The sequence below is a fragment of the Mesorhizobium sp. P2_D5 genome (genome assembly GCF_056404355.1).
Window position 1 is genome coordinate 657,915 of the sequence record NZ_JBFUEE010000004.1, and the last position, 23,176, is coordinate 681,090.

Consider the following 23,176-nt stretch of genomic DNA (forward strand, 5'->3'; position numbering starts at 1 on the left):
GCTCAGGCCCCTGCCCGTTTGCGGCGCTCGTAGAGCATGACCAGCGTTTCAGCGGTGAGCGCCGGCTTTTCCTCGCCTTCGATCTCGACCGTATTGGCCGCCTTCATCAGATACTGGCCAGGGCCTCTGTCCTCCATGGACAGCAGCGTGGTGCGCAGCCTGATGCGCGCGCCGACCTTGACCGGCGCCAGGAAACGCACCTTGTCGAAGCCGTAGTTGAAGGCAGCCTGGGTGTTTTCGGGCACGATACCCATGCCGAGCGCCAGTGCGCCGATGATCGACAGCGTCAGGTAGCCGTGCGCGATCGTCGTGCGGAACGGGCTTTGCCGTCGCGCCCTCACGGGGTCGACATGGATCCATTGATGGTCGCCGGTACATTCGGCGAACTGGTTGATACGATTCTGGTCGACCGTGGTCCACTCAGACACGCCAAGCTCCTGCCCGGCCATCGTCCTCAATTGCTCGTAGGTCGGCGGCGTCTTGGGCCGTATTTCAGTCATTCCTGGTTTCCCGATAGCTTCCAACGCCTCCGGACCACGAACTGGCGGCCCCTGTCAATTCGCCCTGCGCGAATCCGTTCCGCCGACATCGGCCGCGATCATGCCATGCCGACCACCGCAACGGCAGGGTAAATCGGGATTTCTTTGGCTTTCGGGCTGCCGGCGGCAACAATGCCACCTTGGCCGGAGACCGCTACTTCCTGTCGTAGCCGGCGCGGATTTCTTCCATCGCCTCCTTGATGCGCGTGCGCAGGATGTCGACCGATTCGGTGCCGGATTTCTTGACCAGTTCAGCCACTTCGCCGGCGTTCTTCAACGCAGCCTCGAAGGATTTGCGCGCGAATTCCGTCTGTTTGGCCATCAGTTCCTGCGGATTGCCCGGCGCCCGGTAGCTTTGCGCCATCTCGGTGACTTCGCGCAGCGTGTCCTGCAGCATTTCGCGCTGCCTGGACAACAGCGAGGTCGCGCCGGCGGCACTGGCGCGGGCCGATTTTTCCAGCGCTTCGAGGTTCTTGCGATGATGCGCAAGAATTGCCTCGACATCGACGTTGGGCACTTTCAGGTCGCGGCCGAACTTGCCGAACATGTCCATGAAGGAATCGGATTCCGGTTGCTTGGCCATGATGGTCTTCTCCCCTGTCGCCGCCGATTGGGCTCCCGGACGGGAGAATAGCACCGATGTGCCGCGTGTCCATTCGGACGCAGTGGAATCGGTCCAGGGCCGAATGGGCGTCAGCCGACGAGGAACAGCCGCTCGGCGACATAGAGAACGACACCGGCAAGCCCGCCAATGATCATGCCGTTGAAGCGGATGTATTGCAGGTCCCTGCCGATGTTCATCTCGATCAGCCGTGTCAGCTGCGCCAGGTCCCAGCGCTTGACCTGGTCGGCGATGAATTTCGACACGCCGCTCTTCTGGCTCTCCACGAACGAAGCGAGCGCCACCACGAACCCCTGGTTCATGTCGGCCCGGATCTGTGCATCGCCGGCAAGATGGCGACCGACCTCGACGAACATATTGGCGAGATGCGTACGGATGATCGACTCGGGCGCCTTGGCGTCCTGCTCGATGAACTGGCTGAGGCTTGCCCACATGTCGCCGGCCAATCCCTTGACCTCCGGCCGGGCGAGGAAATCGCGTTTCAGCTTCTCGGCGCGCTTGGCATACTGCTTCGATGTCCTGAGCCTTTCGATGAAGGCTTGAGCGAAACGGTCGAATTCGGCGCGCATTGGATGGTCGGGATCGGCCCGCACCTCGTCGAGCAGCGAACCGGCCGAGGCGACGATCTTCTTCAGCAGGTAAGCGTCGGCGCGGAACAGGTTGAACAGCGACGGCAACTCCTCGCGGATCTTCTCGCGCATCGTCGCCAGCGCCTGCTCGTCGTTGAGGAACCGGCCGATCACCTTGGTGAATTCGTCGAACAGTTTCTGGTGGCGACGGTCGTCGGTGAGCGCCGACAACAGCTCGGCCGCCAGCGGCGCCAGCGGCACCTTTTCGATCTGCTCGAGCATGCGGCTGGTGACGAAGCCACGCAGGCCGGATTGCTCGACGGCGGCGAGCGTCTGAGGGACCAGCCGCACGACAAAGCGCGACAGGCCTGCCGCACGTTCGGCATCGGCGAGCCAGTCGGCGACCAGCGCCGAGAAATCGACCTCGGCAAGCTTTTCACGCACTGGTTCGGGCGCCAGGAAATTGACCTCGATGAAGCGGCCGAGATTGTCGGCGATGCGGCTCTGGTTCTCGGGGATGATGGCGGTGTGCGGGATCGGCAATCCCAGCGGCCGCCTGAACAGCGCCACCACCGCGTACCAGTCGGCCAGCCCGCCGATGGTCGCGGCCTCGGCAAAGGCAGCAACAAATCCGAGCCACGGATAGATGTGCTCGAACGATTTGGCGAGCGCAAACACCAGCACGCAAAGCGCCAGCGCCGCCGCCGCGATAAACTTTGTCCACCGCAAGGCGGAAAGCTTGGCCTCCGCGTCGGCATCGAAACGGACAGGCGCCAGCGACTGGACCGATTGTGACATGGATGAGCTGCTCCTCGTCAATCTCGGGCCTATTTAGTGTTTCATCAGGCGAAATGCCCGTTACAGCCGGTTTCGCTCGCACCTTGCTCGGATGCACACACAAAGTTGACGAGAATGTTCATCTATTGTGCCCGGCTAGTCTGGAATTGTTCCAAGGTATAGGCCATATTCCGCCCAGGCCAATGTGGCGAATCCGAAATTTCGGGGTCAGAGCCGCATCAGTAAAGTTTTGAAATCTGGCGTGGTTCTACCGCTCCAGCGCGTTGTGAGGACAAAATGCGGCTTACGCGCCAGACCAACTATGCCATGCGCATCCTGATGTATTGTGCCGCCAACAATGATCGATTGAGCCGCATCCCCGAGATCGCGGCCGCCTATTCGGTGTCGGAGCTGTTCCTGTTCAAGATCCTGCAGCCGCTGGTCGAGCACGGCCTGGTCGAAACCGTGCGCGGCAGGAATGGCGGCGTCAGACTTGGCCGTGCCGCCGAGTCCATCAGCCTGTTCGATGTCGTGCGCGTGACCGAAGAGAGCTTCGCCATGGCCGAATGCTTCGAGAACGATGCCGCCGAATGCCCGCTGGTCGACAGCTGTGCGCTGAACTCGGCATTGCGTGAGGCGCTGAACGCGTTCTTCGCGGTTCTGGAGCGCTACACGATCGCCGATCTCGTGGCGGCGCGGCCGAATGTGCGCAACCTGCTCGGTATCGACATGCTGGTTGAGCGCCGCGCACCTGCCGCCTGAGCAAGTCTCCCGAGTCTGAGTAGGTCCGTTGAGATTCAGGTCACGCTGAGTCGAGAACGAACGGAGCGTACTTTCGGGTACGTGAGTACCGGAAGCGCAGGAAACCGCCATTCGCAGGCCGCCTCACCTGAGTATCAACAGACCGTCGACTGCGGCAATACGAATGGCATGTCGCCGGCAGGCAGCACGCCGACCCTGAGCCGGCAGTCGAACACTTTTTCGATCAGGTCGTCGCTCAGCACGGCCCGTGGCGAGCCGGTGGCAGCAAGCCTGCCGCGATGCATGACAAAAATCCGGTCGGCAAACATGGCCGTCAGATTGAGGTCGTGCAGGATGGCGACCACGCCGCCACCCCTTCTGGCGAAGTCGCGGGCGATGTTCATGATGATCAGCTGGTGCTTTATATCGAGGCTGGAAACCGGCTCATCGAGGAACAGATAGCGCGGCTTGCCGTCGAGCACCGGCGCCCAGACCTGGCACAGCACGCGCGCAAGCTGGACACGCTGCTGCTCGCCGCCCGAAAGCTCCTGGTAGAAACGCCCGGCAAAACCGTCGAGGTCGACGCGCGCCAGCGCCCGTTCAGGCAGCCGCGCGTCCTCACCCGGCAAGACGCCGGAGCGGCCGCCGACAAGGCCAAGCTTGACCACCTCCCGCACCGTGAACGGAAACGACAGCGTCGTCGCCTGCGGCAGCACGGCCCGATGGACGGCGATCTCGACCGGCTTCATCGCCGAGAGATCGCCGCCGTTGAGGACGACATGTCCGGTGTAGGCAAGTTCGCCGGACAGCGCCTTGAGGAAGGTCGTCTTGCCGGACCCATTGGGGCCGACGATTGCCGTCACCTCGGCGGGGTGTGCGGCGAAATCGACACCGGCAACGATGCGCTTGCCGGCGATTGCCACGGAAACGTCCCTTGCCTCGATCATCCGAGCCTCACAGGTTCCCAAATCACAAATCAACGACGCCGCGCTTGCGCAGCAGTATCCACAGGAAGAACGGCGCACCGGCCATCGCGGTGACGATGCCGATCGGCAATTCAGCCGGCGCCACGATGGTGCGCGCGACGGCGTCGGCCAACAGCAGCAGCGAGGCGCCGAGCAGCGCCGACGCCGGCAGCAGGTAGCGATTGTCGGGACCGATCAGCAGCCGCAGCAGATGCGGGACGACGATGCCGACGAAACCGATGCCGCCGCTGACGGCGACGGATGCGCCGACCGCCGCCGAGACGCCGATGATGGCCGTGTACTTAAGCCGCTGCACCGGAATGCCGAGATGGCCGGCAGTCGCCTCACCCAGCGCCAGTGCGTTGAGACCGCGCGCCAGGAACGGCATCGCCGCCAGCGCCAGCACGATGATCGGTCCGACCGAAGCGATCTTCGCCCAGGTCGCGCCACCGAGCGATCCGAGTTGCCAGAAGGTCAGGTCGCGCAACTGGCGGTCGTCGGCAATGAGGATCAGGATGCCGGTCAGCGCCATGGCAAGCGCTGCCAGCGCGATGCCGGCGAGCAGCATGGTGGCGACCGACGTTTGTCCCCGTCGCGTGGCAACCTGGTAGAGCACCAGCGTCGTGGCGAGCCCCCCGCAAAATGCCGCCAGCGGCAGCGCAAGCGTGCCGAGCATGGCCGTCACCGGCGCCAGCACCGTGGCGCCGAGCACGATGACGGCAACCGCGCCGAGGCTGGACCCGGCCGAAACGCCGATCAGGCCGGGATCGGCGAGCGGATTGCGGAACAGCCCCTGCATGACAGCGCCGGAGACGGCAAGTGCTGCGCCGACCAGCATGCCGAGGATGATGCGCGGCACGCGGATGTCGTAGATGATCAGGCTGTCGCGGGCGCTCAACGCGGTGTCGCGGGGCACGGTGCCGAACAGCCAGTCGCTGATGACGTTGGCGGCCGATGCGTCCGATGCTCCGGACGTCAGCGACAAAAGCACGGCGATGACGAGCCCCAGGCACAGCAGAAGAATGACGATGCGGGCGCGACCCGAGCGGTCGCCTTCGGATGCACCCGCCATCACCTTCACCGGGCCGGCCATTGATTGATCGACCATGATCTGCCCGCTCAATCCGTGACCTGCCCGCCATAAAGCGAGACGGCGAGATCGTGGATAGCATCGGCCGTGCGCGGCCCGAAGCCGAGCAGATAGGCGCCGTCGATGCGGATCAGCTTGCGTGCGGCACCCGCCGGCGTCGAGGCGATGGACGGATTGGCGAACAATTCGTCGTCCGATACCGGAGGCCCGGCATTGCTCATCATCAGGATCACGTCCGGCCTGGCGGTGATGATCGCCTCGTCGGACATTTGCTTGTAGCCGGAAAAGCCTTCCACGGCATTGCCCCCGCCCGCCAGCTTGACCATGCCATCGGCGGCGGTCTCGCTGCCGGCGGCCAGGATCTTGCCGCCCTGTATCGACAGCACGAACAGGATGCGCTTGCGCTGCTTGATCGAGGCCGTCTGCTTTTCGGCCGCGGTGAGCTTGGCATCAAGCTCCCTGGCCAGCACCTCGGCCTTGGCGTCGACGCCGAGTGCCTTGCCGACGATGCGGATCTTCTCCAGGATGCCTTCGTGGCTATAGTGTTCGGGCACTTCGATGAACGGGACACTCGCCTTCTTCAGCACATCGACGGCTTCCCTGGGACCGCTGCCGTGCAGCGCAAGGATGCCGGTCGGGTTGACCGACAGCACACCTTCCGGCGACAGCTGGCGCATGTAGCCGACATCAGGCAGATCAAGTGCGGCCTTCGGATACCGGCTGGTGGAATCGCGAGCCACCAGATGCTTCTCCTCGCCGAGCGCGTAGACGATCTCGGTGATGGAGCCGCCAATGGCAACTATCTTCGAGCGATCGGCAAAGACGGTCGCACCCTCGGCGGCGTTGCCGGGTTGCAAGGCGACAAAAGCCAGGGAGAGACCGATTGCCGGTCCAAGCGCCAGCCTGAGAACAGGCGCCAGTCTGGAAAAGGAAACCATAGGTATCATCCTCAGGCTGCGGTCGGGCTAGGGATGCGCGGCAGGTGTTCCGCCAGGAATCGCCAGTCGTCGCGCTCGCTCTCGCCTTCGTGGCGTTTGCCGAAGAACTGGATGATCATCTTGCCGTCGGCATCATAGACTTCGAGCGAGGTGACGTGACCGTCCTTGGTCGGCTTGCGCACCGCCCAGACCTCATGGAGGTGGTCGGTTCGCAAGTGCAGGTGGAAGGTCTCGTCCAGTACGTTGATCCATGGCCCCATCGGCTTGATGGATTTGACCGAACCGGAATGGATCTGGATACAGCCGCGATTGCCGACAAAGCACATGATCGGCATCTCGCCCTCGGCGGCATGATGGAACATGGCGCGGACGGCGTCATTGTCGAGCCGCCAGGCATAGTCCTGGCCGACCATACGCACCGCCTGCCGGCGGCTGAGCTTCAGCGTCTTCAGCATGCCGAAGAACTGGTGCACGTCGGTCAGCCGGCTCCAGCGGTCGCGCAAATCGTCAAGATTGGCGGTGGTTTCCCCGCCATGGACCTCGTCGTCGGGGACGTGTCCAGAAATGTCGATCGTCGGCTCCTGGTTCGACGATTCGAGCGCGGCGACCAGCTTTTGGTAGGCATAGAGACTGGAGGCAGGCCGCAGATGCACCTTGTGCACCGCCTCGCCCGCCGCGTCGAAGAACTGCAGGCTGCGGCGAATGTCGTCGCCATCGCGCTTTTCCACGGCAAAGCCGTGCGCCCAGACTTTCGGGAAGATGCGCAGATCGATGTTTTCGCCGAGCACCATGGCATTGTGGTTGCCGGTGACGATCTTGTCGTAGACGCCGATCTTCTCGTGCACCGCACTTTCGTTGCGGGTCAAGGCCATGACTTCGCCGACGGCTTCGAGGCCGGTCAGGAGATCGTTGACGCGCGGCTCGATGCGGACAACCCCGTCGCCGCAATGCGCGGCGATGAGCTCGGCCTCCGAAATGCCGAGCTGGGCAGCCAGATCACGCTCGCGCGTCTTCGGATTCTCTGTCCGTGCCCGCCGGATTTCATGCGGGGCGGGTTTTACGCGCTGGTCCATGTTTCGTCCCTACTGCCTTGCCTTACTTGTTGAGAATGAGCTTGCCCTGGCGGGTGATCTTCAGCCGGTAGAGCGCGCCATGATGCTCGATGCCGATCTCGTGCTCGCCCTGGAACAGGGTGTTGCTGGACAGCGTTCGCACCGCCAGCGGAACCCGGTCGAAACGGGTGGAGGTGTCGTCGGAACGACGGACGCGATAGCGAAAGTCATTGGGATTGTGCGTGTTCATCTGGATCGATCCCTTTCCTGTGCCGGGCGCCTGGCTAGGCCTGCATAAATGCCGATTCATTTCTTGACTTGAATAATCATGTTTACTAGTCAGTGCAATACCGGAGTAAATGAGTCAACATTTAAGACGCCGGACACGATCAAAAAACGCCAGCGAGCCCCAGGCCAGCCAGCACCGAACCTGGACTTTGGAGTTGGGGCATGGGGTTGATGAATTGGGAATGGCGCGGCCGGTTTGACACTGGCCCGTTTGATGAGGGTCTTGGCGGGCGATCCACGGCAAGAGCAATGGCAGCCTTGCTGGCAAGCGTCGCGGCAGTCGCTTTGCTGGCGCCACCAGCCAGCGCCCAGCAAGCGGCGGAATCGCCGAAGGCGGAAGAGGCAAAGCCCGCCCCGGCGGGCGTAACACTGCTCGACAAGATCCTGGTGCTGAGCCGCACCGGCGAGACAGCGATCGAATCGCTGGCTTCGGCCAGCCATATCGACCAGGAACAGCTCGACCGCCGCATGGCGACGACGCCGAACGAGATGCTGCTTGGTGTGCCCGGTGTCGCGGCGCAGGCCGACGCCAGGCGTGTCAGCACCAGCATCAACATCCGTGGCCTGCAGGATTTCGGTCGCGTCGCGGTTATCGTCGACGGCGCCCGCCAGAATTTCCAGCGTTCCGACCACGGCACGCAGTCGACCTTCTACATCGATCCTGAGCTCGTCAACTCCGTCGACGTGATCCGCGGTCCTGTCGCCAACACCTATGGCTCGGGCGCCATCGGCGGCGTGGTCTTCTTCGACACCAAGGATGCCGAGGATTTCCTCAAGCCGAACGAGACATGGGCTGGCTCCGTCACCGGGCGCTATGAGAGCAATGGCAAGGGCTGGACCACCAGCGCATCCGGCGCCTATCGCTTCAACGAGAACTGGGATGCGCTCGGCAACATCGTCTACCGCAACTATAACGACTACAAGGATGGCGATGGCGATACCGCCAAGGGCACTGGCTTCGACGTGCTCAGCGGCCTGCTCAAGACCACCATCCGAACGACCGACAACAGTGAGCTGAAGCTCGGCTGGGTCGGCTCAAGCGATGGCTGGAACGAGATCAGCGGTGGCGCGCCGGTGAATGATGTGGACCTGAAGTCGAACACCTTCACAGCCCGCTACAACATCACCGACGAAGACAAGAGCTGGCTCGATCTCCACATCAACACCTCCTACAACAAGACCAACCTCGACCTGAAGAGCCTCGTCCCGCTAAAACGCTTTGATCCGGTCACCGGCCTGCCTGTGGTGCTGCCGACAGGTTCGACCTCGACCTTCAATGTCGGCACGACCAGCATCGACATCTGGAACACGTCCAGGTTCGAGACCGCCGGCGTCGCGCACGAACTGACCTACGGCGGTGACTGGGCGGGCGACAACGTCGAGACCGGCGGCACGGCCGGTGGTGACAGCTTCTACACGCCTTCCGGCAAGCGCAACGTTTCCGGCGCCTATGTCCAGGACAAGCTCACCTGGGAGTGGCTCGAAGTCATCGCCGGCCTGCGTTACGACAACTACAGCTTGAAGGATGATACCCACGAGACTTCCGGCGATAGAGTGTCGCCGCGCATCACTGTCGGCGTCTCGCCCTTCGAAAGCGCTGGCCTTGCCGGCCTGCAATTCTATGGCACCTATGCGGAAGGCTACCGTTCTCCCTCGCTGACGGAGACGCTGATCAGCGGCAACCATCCGGCCGGTGTTTCCTTCCCGTTCCTGCCCAATCCCAATCTGCGGCCTGAAACCGGCAAGACGACGGAATTCGGCGTCAACTACAAGCAAAATGACATCCTGGAGGCCGGCGACGCGCTTCGCATCAAGGCGGCCTATTTCAACAACAATGTCGATGACTATATCGACGGCGTGACGCTGTCGCCGTTCGACCCGACCAGCGGCTGCCCGTTCGGCCCAGGCATCCCGATCTGCTTCCAGTACCAGAATTTTGCCAAGGCCAAGATCGACGGCTTCGAGATGGAGGGGGTTTACGATGCGGCATGGGGCTACGCCGGACTTTCCGCCTCCATCATCAATGGTCACACCATATCCTATGAAGGCGACCGGGCAGACCTTGCCACCATCCCGTCCTCTCAGGTCACGGCTCAACTCGGCCTGCGCTTCCTCGAGGACAAGCTGACCGTCGGTGGCGAAGTGCAGTACAATGGCAAGCCGAAAGGCAATGCAGTGGCCAAGAACTATACGCTGGTCAACGCCTTCGCCAGCTATCAGGCGACCGACAATCTGAAGGTCGATTTCCGCGCCGACAATCTGTTCGATGTCAAATACGCCAACCCGTTGAACGGCAGCACGACGGTTGCTGTCTACGAACCGGGCATAACCCTGAAGCTGGCGGCAACGATGCGATTTGGAGGCTGACGGCAATGGCGAGCTTGAGGACATCCCTTCGTCTGCTGACCTCGACGTTGGCGATGTCGCTTGCGATGGTTCCGGCATGGCCTGAGCAGTCCGCGCCGGTTCCCGCGCTGGCCCTCGAACTCAACGGCGCGCAAGCCTCCGACAAGGGCTGCCGCCTGACCTTCGTGGTCAGCAACAACCTCGGCGCCGACCTCTCCAAGGCGGCGTTCGAGATCGCCCTGTTCAACGAGGCAGGCATCGTCGACCGGCTGACCGTGCTCGACTTCAAGGAATTGCCTGCGGGCAAGACCAAGGTGACACGCTTCGATCTGGCCGGCACCGACTGCGCCAAGGTCAGCCGTGTGCTGATCAACAGCGCGACGGAATGCGCCGGCACAGCCGTCGATCCGAACGCCTGCATGCGCAAGCTGAAGACCGACACCAAGACCGGTATCGCCTTCGGCGTCTGAGATGGGACTGCATCCCGCATTCCTGCAAAGCACGGTGGCACGGCCCCTGGCCGGCTTGTCGTTTGGACCAAGCGATCTTGATTTGACAAGTCCGCACGGGTCGCTGCAGGTCTCGTCCCGCGACATGCGTGACATCAGTCCCCTCCCCGAACCCGGCGCCGAACTGGCGATCGTGCCAACCGAGCCGCTTGCGCCGCCGCGGCCATCGGCCTGGAACCGCAGATGGACGGCGGCGATCATCGTCTCCTGCCTGCTCCATGCGGCGGTGGCGGCGGGTTTTCTGATTTCGCCCTCGGGGACATTCGATTCCCAGGATGCCATGCGGTCGGAGGGCAGCGATCAGTCCGGAGACAAGGTRGTCGGCAGCGCACTGGACCAGGATCCGGCGGCTGTAAATGTCAAGCTGGTGCCCAATCCACGGCCGACCAAATCAGAGCCTTCAAAGGCGGCCAGGCCGACGACACCAACAGAGCCGTCTCAACCTGTTCAAGAAACCGCCAAACAGCCGGTCGAGCCTTTGTCAGCGCCTGTCAAACAGCCTTCCGTCACGCCGGACATTCTGGTGGCGACAGCCCCGCGCACCGATGACAAGAGCATCGTTGCAAAGACTGAAACCCTTGCACAGCCGACCGTTCAGGCCGAGCCTGCCGTCGTCCCGGAGCAGCAAGCGATTCCCAGCGCCAGGCCAACTCCGGCAGCCGCCCCGCCCAGCACCAGCCAAGCGGATGAGAAGCGTGGCACGGCGAATGGCCAGGACCGATTGGCGCAGGCGGCCAGCAAGGGCAAGAAACAGAAGGAGGCAGGCAGCGCGGCGGAAGACAATTACCGCGGCGACGTCTTCCGAAAGCTCAGCCGTGTCAATCGCGGCGTCCCGCGTTCGGTACAGTTGGCTGCTCGCAACAATGCCGTTGTGACATTCATCATCGGCAGCCGCGGCGGCATTGATGACCTGCGCATTGTGCAAAGCTCTGGATCGCCGAATTTCGACAAGGTCGCGCTCGGCATCGTGCGCAAGGCAGCTCCTTTTCCTCCAATTCCACCACAGGCCGTGAGCAAGAGTTTGGCGTTCGAGGCCGAAATCGGCCCATTTTGAAACTGTCGCGGCGTCAACCATCAACACCCGAATGAAAGGAACCTCCATGTACATCGCCATGAACCGCTTCAAGGTGCAGACCGGCTCGGAAGCCGATTTCGAAGCCGTCTGGAAGAACCGCGATTCAAGCCTTGCCCAGTTGAAAGGTTTCCGGGAGTTCCATCTGCTGCGTGGCCCGGTCAACGAGACTGAAGGCTACACGCTGTTTGCCTCGCACACGGTGTGGGCGAGCCACGATGATTTCGTCGCCTGGACCAAGTCCGAGAATTTCCGTGCCGCCCACAGAAATGTCGGCACCACGAAAGTCCACTATCTCGGCCATCCGCAATTCGAGGGTTTTTCCGTCGTGGAAGGGGCCTGAGATGGCAACGCCTGCCCAAGATCCTGCGCGCAGCATTCCGATCCTGCCCTCGCCCGACATCGAGGCAACGCGCGATTTCTACCGCGATGAGCTCGGCTTTGGTGTCGTCGAGCCGGAGATGGACGACTATCTGATCGTGCGCCGGGCGACATCGAAATCCATTTCTGGAAGAGCGACGACCGCAAACTCCCCGAAGTTTCGTCCTGCTATATCAGGGGCGGCGAGGTGCCGGCGCTGCATGCCGAATTTTCAGCGCGCGGTGTCAGGCAACTCAGTCCGTTCACCGTGCGGCCGTGGAACATGAAGGAATTCCATATCCGGGACCCGCACGGCAATCTGCTGAAGTTCGGCTGCGCACCCGAAGAGGTGTGACCAGCCGGTCCTTCAGGAGCCGGCCAGCAGGCTGGCATTGCCCCCCGCCGCGGTGGTGTCGACACAGACGGCGCGTTCATGCGCATAGGCCGCCGGGTTGAGCACCTCGCTGACCAGCGGCACGATCGGCCCTGAGCGGTCGGCGATGACCTTGCGAACAATGCGCGCGGCCTCCTGAGTGCCCGAGAAGGCGACGACATCGACGTGCAGCGAGCGCGCTTCGACCGGATCCGGACGGCCGTCGATGGCGGCCAGCGGCAGGCCCTTGCCGGTCAGCGCAGACAGCGCCGCCGGTGCGCCCGGTGCAACGGCCAGCACCGCATTGCCGGCGGCGAGTGCCTGGATCACCTGGGCAAGCAGCGTGTCTTGATCGGGACCGAGGCACAGAACTCGTCCGCGCGGCGACAGCGACAGCGTGTTGGCCTCGCCGGTCGGGCCGGGCAGGTCGACCTGGCCGAAGTCGATGCCGGCGGCGGCGCCAATGGCCGCGGCACCCTTGCCGCGCAGATGCTTCCTCAGGATGGCAATCCGGTCGGGCCGCGTCGACCAGCCACCCAACGCCGGATCGGGCAGATTGTCGGCAAGTTCGGTCGCCGTGACCTTGTGGCCTTCGGCAATGTGCGTGCCGGCCTCCGGCCCCTTGCGGAAGCGACGGAGATAGTGCGGGCCGCCGGCCTTCGGCCCGGTGCCCGACAGCCCCTCGCCGCCAAACGGTTGCGAACCGACGACGGCGCCAATCTGGTTGCGGTTGACGTAGATGTTGCCGGCGTGGATGCCGTCGACGAAATGCTGCACGCGGCCCTCGATGCGCGTGTGCAGGCCGAAGGTCAGGCCATAGCCCTTGCGGTTGATGGCGGCGATGACCGCGTCGATCTCGTCGGCGTCGAACGTGGCGACATGCAGCACTGGCCCGAACACCTCGCGCTCCATGTCCTCGATGCCTTTGACCCGGAAGACATGCGGCGCGACAAAGCGGCCATCCTTCGGCGCTTCGAGCTTGGCGATCAGCCGGCCCTGCAGGCCCATCTTCGTGCAGTAATCGCGGATCGAAGTCTGCGCCTCGTCGTCGATGACCGGGCCGACATCGGTCGAAATCCGCCAGGGATCGCCGATGCTGAGCGCCTCCATGGCGCCTTTCAGCATCTCAAGCATCTTCTTCTCGACGTCCTTCTGCACATAGAGCACGCGCAGCGCCGAGCAGCGCTGGCCGGCGCTCTGGAAGGCCGAGGCCAGGATGTCGCGCACCGCTTGTTCGGGCAGCGCGGTGGAATCGACGATCATCGCATTCAAGCCGCCGGTCTCGGCGATTAGCATGGCGTCGGGCGCGGCGGTCTCGGCCAGTTGCTTTTCGATCAGCTTGGCGACTTCGGTCGAGCCGGTGAAGCAGACACCGGCGATGCGCGGATCAGCAGTCAGCGGGCCGCCGACCGAGGGCCCGTCGCCGGGCAGAAGCTGGATGACGTCTTCCGGTACACCGGCCTCGCGTAGCATTTCGACGGCACGGAAGGCGATCAGCGGCGTCTGCTCGGCCGGCTTGGCGATCACCGAATTGCCGGTGACGAGTGCCGCCGCGATCTGGCCGGTGAAAATGGCGAGCGGGAAATTCCACGGTGAAATGCAGACGATGGCGCCGCGCGCCTGCGTGCCCGGTTCGGCGTTGGCCGCCTCGGCAGCGTAGTAGCGCAGGAAGTCGACGGCCTCGCGCACCTCGGCCACACCGTCGGCCAGCGATTTGCCGGCTTCCCGGGTGGCCAGTGCGAAGAACTCGACGGCGTTGGCCTCATAGAGATCGGCGGCGCGATTGAGGATGGCGGCGCGCTCGGCCACAGGACGCTTTGCCCAGGCTGGCTGCGCCTCCACGGCGATGCGCACGGCGGTCGCCACCTGCTTGGCGGCGGCTTCGCTGACCGTGCCGACGACTTCCGCGGGTTTGGCCGGATTGACGATCGGCCGTTGCTTGCCATAACCGGCGGCCCGCGTGATCGGCTTGGCATGCCAGCGATCGGGGCCGGCGAACGCAGCCTTGGCCTTGTCGATCGCCGCCAGCGTCACCGTGTCGGTGATATCAAAACCCTTCGAATTGCGGCGACTAGCGCCGAATATCTGGGAAGGGCGGGCAATCGCCGGATTGGCGGCGGGGCCCTGGCTCTCGACCGTTTCGAGCGGATCGCGGGCGATGTCCTCGGGCTCGACCTCCTCGTCAGTTAGCTGATGCACGAAGGAGGAATTGGCGCCGTTCTCCAGCAGCCGCCGAACCAGATAGGCAAGCAGATCGGAATGCGCGCCGACCGGCGCATAAATGCGGCAGCGCGTGCCTTCGGCCTTGCGCACCGTCTCATGCAGGGCCTCGCCCATGCCGTGCAGACGCTGGAACTCGAAGGAATCGCGGTCCCCGGCCATCGACAAAATGGCGGCGACGGTGTGGGCGTTGTGGGTGGCGAATTGCGGATAGATGCGGTCGGTCATCGACAGCAGCTTTTTGGCACAAGCCATGTAGGAAACGTCGGTGTTGGCCTTGCGGGTGAAGACGGGATAACCGGTAAGCCCGAGCGTCTGCGCCCGCTTGATCTCGGTGTCCCAATAGGCGCCCTTGACCAGCCGCACCATGATGGTGCGGTCGTATTTCTTCGCCAGCGCGTAGAGCCAGTCGATGGCAAAGGCGGCACGCGGGCCATAGGCCTGGACGACGACGCCAAAGCCGTTCCAGCCGGCAAGCTCCGGCTCGGCCAGCACCCGGTCGATGACGTCGAGCGACAGATCGAGGCGATCGGCCTCCTCGGCATCGATGTTGAGACCCATGCGCGAATGCCGCGCGGCCAGCGCCAGCGACAACAGCCGCTCGGCCATGACAGGCAGCATCTCGTCCTTCTGCGCCACCTCGTAGCGCGGATGCAGCGCCGAGAGCTTGACCGAGATGCCGTGATTCTGGCGGATGTCCGGGCCGTTGGAACCGGAATCGAGCGAGGAAATCGCGTCTGCATAGGCCTTATGATAACGCAACGCGTCGGCCTCGGTGCGTGCGGCTTCGCCCAGCATGTCGAAGGAATAGAGATAGCCCTTCTGCGTCATCGGCCGGCCGCGCTTGACGGCCTCGGTGATGGTGCGGCCGAGCACGAACTGCTCACCCATCTCGCGCATGGCTGCCGCCACCGCCTTGCGGATGACCGGCTCGCCCAGCCGGCGCACCATGGAGCGCAGTGTGCCTTCGATGCCGCCCTCGCCTTCATCGAGGACGCGGCCGGTCAGCATCAGCGCCCAGGTCGAGGCGTTGACGAAGATGGAGCTCGAACCGCCCGAATGCGCCGACCAGTCGTGCGGCGCGATCTTATCGGCGATGAGATCGTCCATCGTCTCGGTGTCGGGCACGCGCAGCAGCGCCTCGGCCAGGCACATCAGCGCCACGCCTTCCTTGGTGGAAAGGCCGTAGGCGGAAAGGAAGACTTCCATCAGCCGGGGGTCCGACGAGCCGCGCACCGCCCGCACCAGATCGGCGGCGCGGGCCGAGATCGCCTTGCGGCCTTTCGCGGAATGCCCCGTCGCCTCGGCCAGTCGCTGCACCGCCTCGTCTTCGTCGGGCAGATAGTTGGCGCGGATCTGCTGGCGGATGGTATCTAGCGGCATGGCGGTCCCGTGGATCGAGCAAAGGGGATCGGGCCGGCGGTCACCGGACCGAATGGCGCAAGCTAGCACAAGTGCGAATTTCAGTCGGTCCGAAGAAATCGACATTTTAGGTCATTCGATCTAACATTGCGGTCGAGATTTGGCATATGGACTGTGTTTTCGATGACAGAAGACCAATTGGACCGCATCGACCGGAATATCCTGTCAGCGCTGGCAAGTGACGGCCGGCTTTCGATGTCCGAACTGGCGGCAAAGGTCGGCCTGTCGAAGACGCCGGTGCAGGCGCGGGTCAAGCGGCTGGAGAAGGACGGCTACATCAGGGGCTACCAGGCGATCATCGACCGCGAGCGCATGGGCGAAGGTCATGTCGCCTTCGTCCAGGTGAAACTGTCCGACACCCGATCCGCAGCACTCGATGCCTTCAACCGGTCCGTTCAGGCGGTACCGGAGATCGAGCAATGCCACATGATGGCGTCCAGCTTCGACTATCTGCTGAAGGTCCGCACCCGGGATATCGCCGCCTATCGCCGCGTGCTTGGCGAACGCATCTCGGCCCTGCCCCATGTCGCCCAGACCTCGACCTTCGTGGCGATGGAGACGGTCAAGGATCGGTAGATCACTCGGCCAGCGTCTTCAGGAAGGCCACCAGCGCCGCACGTTCGCGATCCGACAGTTCCAGCGGATGGATTTCGGATGTCCCTTCAACGCTGGGCGCAGCCTTTGCGTAGTGCGCGATCACCTCGTCGAGCGACGAAAACTGCCCGGCATGCATATAGGGTGGACGCGTGGCGGCACCGCGCAGCGACGGCGTCTTGTAGGCCCGGATCAGCTGCGGCCCATCCTTGACCATGAAGCGCAGCTCGCCGCAGGCACTGGCGTCGCCATCACGGTAGGCGCCCAGGCAGTTGAACGGGTCGGCCTCGACTTGGCGTACCGCATCGATGCGGCCGCGGTCGGGCGGCAGATCCGCTACCGGTGGCACGCCGGTGTTGTGAAAACTGTTGTCGGTGAAGCGCGGCCCATTGTGGCATGTCACGCAATTGGCCTTGCCGATGAACAGTTTCAGCCCGAGGATTTCCTCCTGGGAAAAGGCGGCATCGCCTTTGGCCTCGGCGCCGGTGGCGAGATCCAGCGCAAAGCGGTCGAAGCGCGTCGGCGCCGGCTCGATCGACCGTTCGAAGGCGGCGATCGCCTTGCCTATATTGGTAAAGACGCCGTTGATCGCGTTGCGCTGCGTATCACTCATCGCGTTCCAGGCGGCCTTCTCGGCATCGGTTCCGAGTGGGCTTGCATTCAACGGCATGCCGGAAAAATCGGGCAGCGGTCCAAAGATGCGCTCATAACGTTCGCCGAATCGCGCCTTCATGTAATGCGCGTAGGCGGTACGGTTTCCCGCCTGCTCCAGCGGATTTTCGAGCGGCGTCAGCGCCTGCGCCCACAGGCTGTCGCGGCGGCCATCCCAAAAGAACCAGGGATCGCGCGCCACGCCCGCCAGCGGCATGGTCCGCCGGTTGGTGTGGCCGACGCCGACCGCTTGCGGCAGGTCGTCCTGGAACTGGCGGTCGATCTTGTGGCAGGTCGAGCAGGAGACCGTGCCGTCGCGGCTCATCCCCTGATCGAAGAACAGCGTCGAGCCGAGTGCGGCGGCCGCCGGCACATCGGCAAAGCGGTTGGTGGTGTCGGGCTTCAGCGACGGCAGCGTTGACAGTGCCAGCGAGGCGACGGTCTTCTTCTCGGCGTCGGAGAAATCCGGCTTGCCGCAACCGGCGAGGACGATGGCCGCCAACAGCGCCAGAAAACGCGGAAAGTGCCTCATCGGTCGCTCACAGCACCACGTTGAACAGCACCGTGTCGGAGCCGGCCGTGGCTGAGATGGCGAAGTGCAGTTGCCACCAGCCACTCATCGTGAATTTCACACCTTCGATCCGGTAGCGCCCGTCGCCGAGATAGTCGGTCGCTTGCGGGCTGGTCGGCAGGCCGTGATTGTGCTGCGGCATGCCGCCGGAAATCGCGATCGCGGCCCCCTCCACCGGCGCGCCGGCCTTTGTCTTCAGGGTCAGCAGCCAGGATTCCAGTTCGCCTTGCCGCACGACGCCCCGCTCCGGCAAAAAACTTGCCACGAAAAGCCCGTTGTCGGTGTTCTTCGTCCGCGAGACATCCGGACCGGCAGGCTGCACCGATCGCGGCGCCGTCAGATAGACGACCGCGAGAATGCCGACCAGCAAGGCAGCCAGACCAAGACCCGCCAGAAGATAACGCCATAACGATGCCAAACCGGTTCCTCTTCTGCAGACAACGTTTTGCCGGGCGGATCGCATCCCGCCAGCCTGTGGGAAAACGCTGTGGCGGAAAAAAGCCTGCTTGCCAAGCATGGCGCTGCCCGTGGCAAAAAGCTACAGCACCGGGATCACTGGAGGATTGTAGATGGCGGGAAACGGCGTCGCCTCGATCGGCGAATGCATGCTCGAACTCTCTGGCCAGACAGGCCCGAACTGGCGCATGGGTTTTGCCGGCGACACGTTCAACACGCTGTGGGCGCTGCACGCGTTGAGCAGTGAGCGGCCAGCAACCTATGTCTCGGCGTTTGGCGACGATCCCTTCTCGCAAGGCCAGATCGCTTTCTTCGCTGAAAACGGCATCGGCATCGGTTCCAGCCCGGTCATAGCCGGGGCGCGGCCCGGCCTCTATGCGATCACTTTGACCGGCGCCGAGCGTTCCTTCACCTACTGGCGCGGCGACGCCGCCGCCCGGCAGCTCGCCTCCGATCCGCCTGCATTGTCGAAAAACCTGGAAAATCAGGCGCTTGTCTACTTCAGCGGAATCACTTTGGCAATTCTGGACGATGCCCCGCGGGCTGCGCTGTTGGCGGCCGTGGCCAGGGCGCGGGCGGCAGGCTCGACTGTTGCCTTCGACCCCAACTACCGGCCGCGGCTCTGGCGCCGGCGCGAGGATGCGCAGGCAGCGATTGCCGAAGCGCTTGCCGTCACCGACATCGCCTTGCCGACCTTTCCTGATGAGCAGATGCTGTTCGGCGATGCAACGCCGCAAGCGACCGCCGCCCGGCTTGGGCAAGTGGTCAGCGAAGTTGTCGTCAAGAACGGCGAGGCGCTGGCACTGATTGCCGGCAACGGAACATCGCACGACGTGCCGGCGATCCATGTCGCCGCCCCCGTCGACACAACCGGCGCGGGCGATTCCTTCAATGGCGCCTATCTGGCTGCACGCCTCGCCGGTCACGCCCCGGTGGATGCCGTATTGCGCGCGCACCGTGTCGCCGCCGCCGTGGTGCAGGTGCGCGGCGCCTTGGCCCCGTTCGAGGTTCTACGAACCGCTTTCGACGGCTAGGTCCGTTGAGATTCAGGTCGGGCCGAGTCGAAAATGACGGGTTCCGACAACCGGTGCGGAGCGTACGTTTGGGTACGCGAGCACCGGAACCACAGGTATTAGCCATTTGCAGGCCGGCCTGACCTGAATATCAACAGACCTTAGGGCAGCCGGAACCGATATTCCGTCACATGATGGTAGATCGCGCCGGGCCACAGCGTCGCCTGCGGGAAATACGGCCGGTTCGGCGCATCCGGCCAGACCTGCGGCTCCAGGCAGAACCCGCAGAAGGCCTTGTAGTCTCGCCCTTCCAACCCCTTGCGCGGCGTCACGTACTGGCCGGTGTAGAGCTGGACGCCGGGCTCCGTGGTCCACACCTCCATCTCGACACCGGAACTCGCCCCTTGCGTCCAAGCCGCCTGTTTGAGCGGCCCACGCGTCGGGGCGAGGCAGAAATTCTGGTCATAGGGCAGCTGTTCGCCCTCGGTCTCCATGCGCAGCGGCCGCGCCTGGCGGAAATCGAAGGGCGTGCCGTCGACCGGCTTGACCACGCCGGTCGGGATCATGTCGCCATCGACGGGCAGATAGGCGCCGGCATTCAGCATCATCCTGTGGTCGAGAATGTCGCCGGCGCCACCATCATCCAGGTTGAAATAGGAATGCTGGGTGAGGTTGCACAGCGTCGGCTCCTCGCAGGTCGCGGTGAGTTCTACGCTGAGCGTGCCGGGGATCTTCAGCCGGTAGGTGCAGGTGACGTCGAGCGCGCCGGGAAAGCCCATCGTGCCGTCGGGATCATGCAGCGTCAGCGTGACGAAATCCCTGCCATGCAGCGAAACCGTCCACGGCCGGTGGAAAAAGCCTTGCGAGCCGCCATGCAGCGTGTGCTTGTCGAGGAAGTTGCGTTCGGTCTGGTAGCGCTGGCCGGCGATGGTGAAGCGGCCGTCCCGGATGCGATTGGCGTAGCGGCCGACGACCGCACCGAAGAAGGCGGTGTCGGTCTCATAGGCTGCCAAATTGTTGTAGCCGAGCACCAGCGGCGCATCGTGTCCGGTGAGGCGCAAATCCTGGATGATTGCGCCGAGCCCGATGATGTTGGCGGTAAGACCGCCACCCCTGATCGCGAAGCGACGCACCGGCTCGCCTGCCTGCGTCGTACCGAAAACCTCACCGTCCTTCATTCGCCATGCTCGCAAACGCCAGTTGATTCAGAGAATTTCGGCTGGTTTTCTCGACTCAAGCGGGCAGGTCACAGACCTGCCCGCTTGGAGCTAGCCTATCAGAGGCCGAGGCCACCGATGCAGACATATTTGGTGTCGAGGTAGTCCTCGATGCCCTGATGTCCGCCTTCCTTGCCGAGGCCGGATTCCTTGACGCCGCCGAACGGCGCCTCGGGCGTGGTGATGAGGCCTTCATTGACGCCGACCATGCCGTATTTCAGCCCTTCCATGACGCGGAAGGCGCGGCCGAGATCGCCGGTGTAGAAATAGCAGGCGAGGCCGAATTCGGTGTCGTTGGCGAGCGCGATGGCTTCCTCTTCGGTCTCGAACTTGAACACCGGTGCGACCGGGCCAAAGATTTCTTCCTTCATGAAGCGCATCTTGGGCGTCGCATTGGCGATGACGGTCGGCTGGAAGAACGAACCGCCGAGCGCATGACGCTTGCCCCCGGCGACGATCTTGCCGCCCTTGGCAGTCGCGTCGGCAATCAGCTCCTCGACCTTCTCGACAGCCTTTTCGTCGATCAGCGGTCCCTGCTGCACGCCGTCCTCGAGGCCGGAACCGACCTTCAACCCGTTGCTCGCGGCAGCGAGCTTTTCGACGAACTTGTCATAGACGCCGGCCTGAACCAGGAAGCGGTTGGTGCAGACGCAGGTCTGGCCTGAATTGCGGTATTTGGCGGTGATCGCGCCGGCGACGGCACGCTCGAGATCGGCGTCGTCGAAGACGATGAACGGCGCGTTGCCGCCAAGCTCCATCGACACCTTCTTGACGGTGACCGAGGACTTCTGGATGAGAAGCTTGCCGACCTCCGTCGACCCGGTGAAGGTGATCTTCGACACCAGCGGATTGGCGCAGATCTCGTCGCCGATCTCGCTGGCCGAACCGGTCAGGATGTTGATGACGCCCTTGGGGAAACCGACTTCCTCGGCGAGCGCGCCCCAGGCCAGACCCGAGTACGGGGTCTGCGAGGCTGGCTTTACGACCGCGGTGCAGCCGGCGGCAAGCGCCGGGCCGAGCTTGCGGGCAAGCATCGAGGACGGGAAATTCCACGGCGTGATGGCGGCGATGACGCCGACCGGTTCCTTGGTCACCAGGATGCGGCGGTCCGCCCATGGCGAAGGCACCACGTCGCCATAGGTGCGGCGGCCTTCCTCGGCGAACCACAGGATGTAGGAAGCGGCCGAGCCGATCTCGCCCTTGGACTCGAACAGGGACTTGCCCTGCTCGATGGTGAGCAATTCGGCCAACACGTCCTGATTGTCCATCATCGCGTCGTGCAGCTTGCGCAGCAGCTTCGAGCGCTCGAGCGCGGTCGTCTTGCGCCACGACTTGAAGGCAGCTTCGGCGGCCTCGATCGCACGGCGGGTCTCGGCCTTGCCCGACTTCGGCACAGTGCCGATCTTGAGACCGGTGGCCGGGTTGTTGACGTCGACCGTCTGGCCGCTGTCGGCCTGCACCCATTCGCCGTTGATGAGATTGGCCTGCCGCATGAAATGGCTGGTTTTCTGAAGCATGGTCTATCCTCCGTTCGGCGCACTGACGGGCCGGTCTGTGAAGTCTTCGGTGAGCGTGCGCCATGGAACTGAAGCCGGCACGCCGGAGCCACTGCTCTTTACCTAGGGCAAGGCCCGCAAGCAATCGCTACATGGCATATAGGGGTTGGGCCAGCCCGAGGCGAGAGCAGGCCGACATATGGCATGAAGATCGCAGGCCGGCATTGTCTGAATATCAGCATAACCTGTCAGAAAACGTGGAGCACCACCGTCAGCCAGAAAGCAGTCGTCACGGCGGCGCAGGCCGTGGCGATGGTCATCTGGTTCGATGCCAGCGCCTGGCCGGTGTTGAACTGCACGGCGATGAGATAGGAATTGATGCCGGATGGCAGCGCTGCGATCACGACCGCCACCTTCGCCGTCAAGGGCGGCAGGCCGAGCAGCCAGACGAAGGCGAGAACCAGCGCCGGCATCAGGAACAGCTTCAGCACCGAAAGCGCCAGCGCCGGACGGACATTCCCCGAAATGCCGAAGCGGCGCAGGCTGAGCCCCATGGCAAACAGCGCCACCGGCCCGGCCGTATCGGCCAGCGCATCGACCAGTCGCATGGCAAGGTCGGGCAGCGGCACGCCGCTGAGGCGCCACGCCAGTCCCGCAAGAATGCCGATGATCAGTGGATTGATGAACAGCCGCCGCAGGAAACTGCGGATGATGCGCAAGGGGTGCATAGGCTCGCTGCCAGTCCGGCCGAACATCTCGAACAGGACGATCGACGCCATCATCATGACCGGCAGATGCACGGAGACGAGCAGCGACAGCACTTCGAAGCCGCTCGGCCCGAATATGCCGAGAATGAAGGGGGCACCGAGCAGCACGACATTGGAGTAGGCCGACGACACACCGCCGACGACCCCGGCACGTGCATCCCGTCCGAAGATCCGCGTGGTGACGAGATGGCCGGCGGCCCAGGTGATCGCTACCGCCGCGAAATAGGCGCCCCACAGGGACCATGGCGCGACGCCGTGGAAATCGGCGTTCACCATGGTCTGGAACAACAGCAGCGGCATCGCCACGCTGACCGCGAAATCGGATATCCCCTCGCCGCTCGCCGGTCTGAGATAGCCTGTGACCCCGGCGAGATAGCCGAGCGCGACAAGGCTGAAGACGAAGAGCACGGTTTCGGTGAGCGGAGACATTTTTCCCGTGATAGGCGAGCCACGGTCGTGGCGCAATCGCGCCTGAATTTGATCATGGTCGGCTGGCAGCGTTATAGAGGGTTTGGATCATCGGGGCGG

At 63.7% G+C, this 23,176-nt stretch carries 21 protein-coding genes and 1 pseudogene; 8 read left to right on the forward strand and 14 right to left on the reverse strand.

What is annotated here, in order from left to right; translation table 11 throughout:
* Positions 1–2: 2 nt before the first annotated feature.
* The 3 genes from AC1DYW_RS20935 to AC1DYW_RS20945 all read right to left on the reverse strand — a co-directional run bounded on the left by AC1DYW_RS20935 (position 3) and on the right by AC1DYW_RS20945 (position 2,528).
* Positions 3–500, reverse strand: a complete 498-nt coding sequence (locus AC1DYW_RS20935; protein WP_095087497.1) for a MaoC family dehydratase — start codon at positions 498–500, stop codon at positions 3–5.
* A 193-nt stretch (positions 501–693) separates the two neighbouring features.
* Positions 694–1,122, reverse strand: coding sequence for a phasin family protein (locus AC1DYW_RS20940; RefSeq protein WP_095087495.1), 429 nt, complete (start codon positions 1,120–1,122; stop codon positions 694–696).
* A 110-nt stretch (positions 1,123–1,232) separates the two neighbouring features.
* Positions 1,233–2,528, reverse strand: coding sequence for a DUF445 domain-containing protein (locus AC1DYW_RS20945; protein ID WP_477227486.1), 1,296 nt, complete (start codon positions 2,526–2,528; stop codon positions 1,233–1,235).
* 276 nt (positions 2,529–2,804) lie between these two features.
* Between AC1DYW_RS20945 and rirA the strand changes: the two genes are divergently transcribed.
* Entirely contained in the window at positions 2,805–3,269 is a 465-nt protein-coding gene (gene rirA, locus AC1DYW_RS20950; protein WP_095087491.1) for an iron-responsive transcriptional regulator RirA, read from the forward strand.
* Between the two features lie 134 nt (positions 3,270–3,403).
* Here the strand turns inward: rirA and AC1DYW_RS20955 are convergent, their stop codons facing one another.
* From AC1DYW_RS20955 to hemP, 5 genes are read right to left on the reverse strand one after another with little or no spacing between them, the layout of a single operon-like run.
* Positions 3,404–4,195, reverse strand: coding sequence for a heme ABC transporter ATP-binding protein (locus AC1DYW_RS20955; protein ID WP_477227487.1), 792 nt, complete (start codon positions 4,193–4,195; stop codon positions 3,404–3,406).
* A 22-nt stretch (positions 4,196–4,217) separates the two neighbouring features.
* Positions 4,218–5,321, reverse strand: a complete 1,104-nt coding sequence (locus tag AC1DYW_RS20960; RefSeq protein WP_477227488.1) for a FecCD family ABC transporter permease — start codon at positions 5,319–5,321, stop codon at positions 4,218–4,220.
* A gap of 11 nt (positions 5,322–5,332) precedes the next feature.
* The gene (locus AC1DYW_RS20965; protein WP_457154134.1) at positions 5,333–6,241 is read right to left on the reverse strand and encodes a heme/hemin ABC transporter substrate-binding protein; all 909 of its coding nucleotides are present in this window, start codon (positions 6,239–6,241) and stop codon (positions 5,333–5,335) included.
* Positions 6,242–6,252: 11 nt separating this feature from the next.
* Positions 6,253–7,314: a hemin-degrading factor gene (locus AC1DYW_RS20970; protein ID WP_477227489.1), complete on the reverse strand. Its 1,062-nt coding sequence runs from the start codon at positions 7,312–7,314 to the stop codon at positions 6,253–6,255.
* Positions 7,315–7,336: 22 nt separating this feature from the next.
* Positions 7,337–7,543 carry a hemin uptake protein HemP gene (gene hemP, locus AC1DYW_RS20975; protein WP_457155520.1) on the reverse strand — a complete coding sequence of 69 codons (207 nt, stop codon included), beginning with the start codon at positions 7,541–7,543 and terminating at the stop codon, positions 7,337–7,339.
* Positions 7,544–7,743: 200 nt separating this feature from the next.
* Between hemP and AC1DYW_RS20980 the strand changes: the two genes are divergently transcribed.
* From AC1DYW_RS20980 to AC1DYW_RS21000, 5 genes and pseudogenes are all read left to right on the forward strand, one after another.
* Positions 7,744–9,948, forward strand: coding sequence for a TonB-dependent hemoglobin/transferrin/lactoferrin family receptor (locus AC1DYW_RS20980; RefSeq protein WP_477227490.1), 2,205 nt, complete (start codon positions 7,744–7,746; stop codon positions 9,946–9,948).
* A gap of 5 nt (positions 9,949–9,953) precedes the next feature.
* Positions 9,954–10,397, forward strand: a complete 444-nt coding sequence (locus AC1DYW_RS20985) for a hypothetical protein (protein WP_457150910.1) — start codon at positions 9,954–9,956, stop codon at positions 10,395–10,397.
* 319 nt (positions 10,398–10,716) lie between these two features.
* Positions 10,717–11,490, forward strand: a complete 774-nt coding sequence (locus AC1DYW_RS20990; protein ID WP_477227491.1) for an energy transducer TonB family protein — start codon at positions 10,717–10,719, stop codon at positions 11,488–11,490.
* 46 nt (positions 11,491–11,536) lie between these two features.
* Positions 11,537–11,851, forward strand: a complete 315-nt coding sequence (gene hmuQ, locus AC1DYW_RS20995) for a heme-degrading protein HmuQ (RefSeq protein WP_477227492.1) — start codon at positions 11,537–11,539, stop codon at positions 11,849–11,851.
* 1 nt (position 11,852) lies between these two features.
* A pseudogene (locus AC1DYW_RS21000) lies at positions 11,853–12,223 on the forward strand (bleomycin resistance protein).
* A 12-nt stretch (positions 12,224–12,235) separates the two neighbouring features.
* On the opposite strand, the gene putA reads toward AC1DYW_RS21000, so the two are convergent.
* Positions 12,236–15,844 carry a bifunctional proline dehydrogenase/L-glutamate gamma-semialdehyde dehydrogenase PutA gene (gene putA, locus AC1DYW_RS21005; protein ID WP_477227493.1) on the reverse strand — a complete coding sequence of 1,203 codons (3,609 nt, stop codon included), beginning with the start codon at positions 15,842–15,844 and terminating at the stop codon, positions 12,236–12,238.
* Positions 15,845–16,006: 162 nt separating this feature from the next.
* On the opposite strand from putA, the gene AC1DYW_RS21010 reads away from it, so the two are divergent.
* Positions 16,007–16,459 (forward strand): Lrp/AsnC family transcriptional regulator, encoded by a 453-nt coding sequence (locus AC1DYW_RS21010; protein WP_027029407.1) that lies wholly within the window; start codon positions 16,007–16,009, stop codon positions 16,457–16,459.
* A gap of 1 nt (position 16,460) precedes the next feature.
* Here AC1DYW_RS21010 and AC1DYW_RS21015 read toward each other — a convergent pair whose 3' ends face one another.
* Positions 16,461–17,660, reverse strand: a complete 1,200-nt coding sequence (locus AC1DYW_RS21015) for a cytochrome-c peroxidase (RefSeq protein ID WP_477227494.1) — start codon at positions 17,658–17,660, stop codon at positions 16,461–16,463.
* Positions 17,661–17,667: 7 nt separating this feature from the next.
* Positions 17,668–18,117, reverse strand: coding sequence for a FixH family protein (locus AC1DYW_RS21020; RefSeq protein WP_477227550.1), 450 nt, complete (start codon positions 18,115–18,117; stop codon positions 17,668–17,670).
* A 151-nt stretch (positions 18,118–18,268) separates the two neighbouring features.
* Between AC1DYW_RS21020 and AC1DYW_RS21025 the strand changes: the two genes are divergently transcribed.
* Positions 18,269–19,189, forward strand: a complete 921-nt coding sequence (locus AC1DYW_RS21025) for a sugar kinase (protein WP_477227495.1) — start codon at positions 18,269–18,271, stop codon at positions 19,187–19,189.
* Positions 19,190–19,329: 140 nt separating this feature from the next.
* On the opposite strand, the gene AC1DYW_RS21030 is transcribed toward AC1DYW_RS21025, so the two are convergent.
* The 3 genes from AC1DYW_RS21030 to AC1DYW_RS21040 form a co-directional block, all read right to left on the reverse strand.
* Positions 19,330–20,346 carry an aldose epimerase family protein gene (locus AC1DYW_RS21030; RefSeq protein ID WP_477227496.1) on the reverse strand — a complete coding sequence of 339 codons (1,017 nt, stop codon included), beginning with the start codon at positions 20,344–20,346 and terminating at the stop codon, positions 19,330–19,332.
* Positions 20,347–20,444: 98 nt separating this feature from the next.
* Positions 20,445–21,902 carry an NAD-dependent succinate-semialdehyde dehydrogenase gene (locus AC1DYW_RS21035; protein ID WP_095087470.1) on the reverse strand — a complete coding sequence of 486 codons (1,458 nt, stop codon included), beginning with the start codon at positions 21,900–21,902 and terminating at the stop codon, positions 20,445–20,447.
* 227 nt (positions 21,903–22,129) lie between these two features.
* Complete coding sequence (locus AC1DYW_RS21040) at positions 22,130–23,077, reverse strand: AEC family transporter (protein ID WP_477227497.1); 948 nt, start codon at positions 23,075–23,077, stop codon at positions 22,130–22,132.
* Positions 23,078–23,176 lie beyond the last annotated feature (99 nt).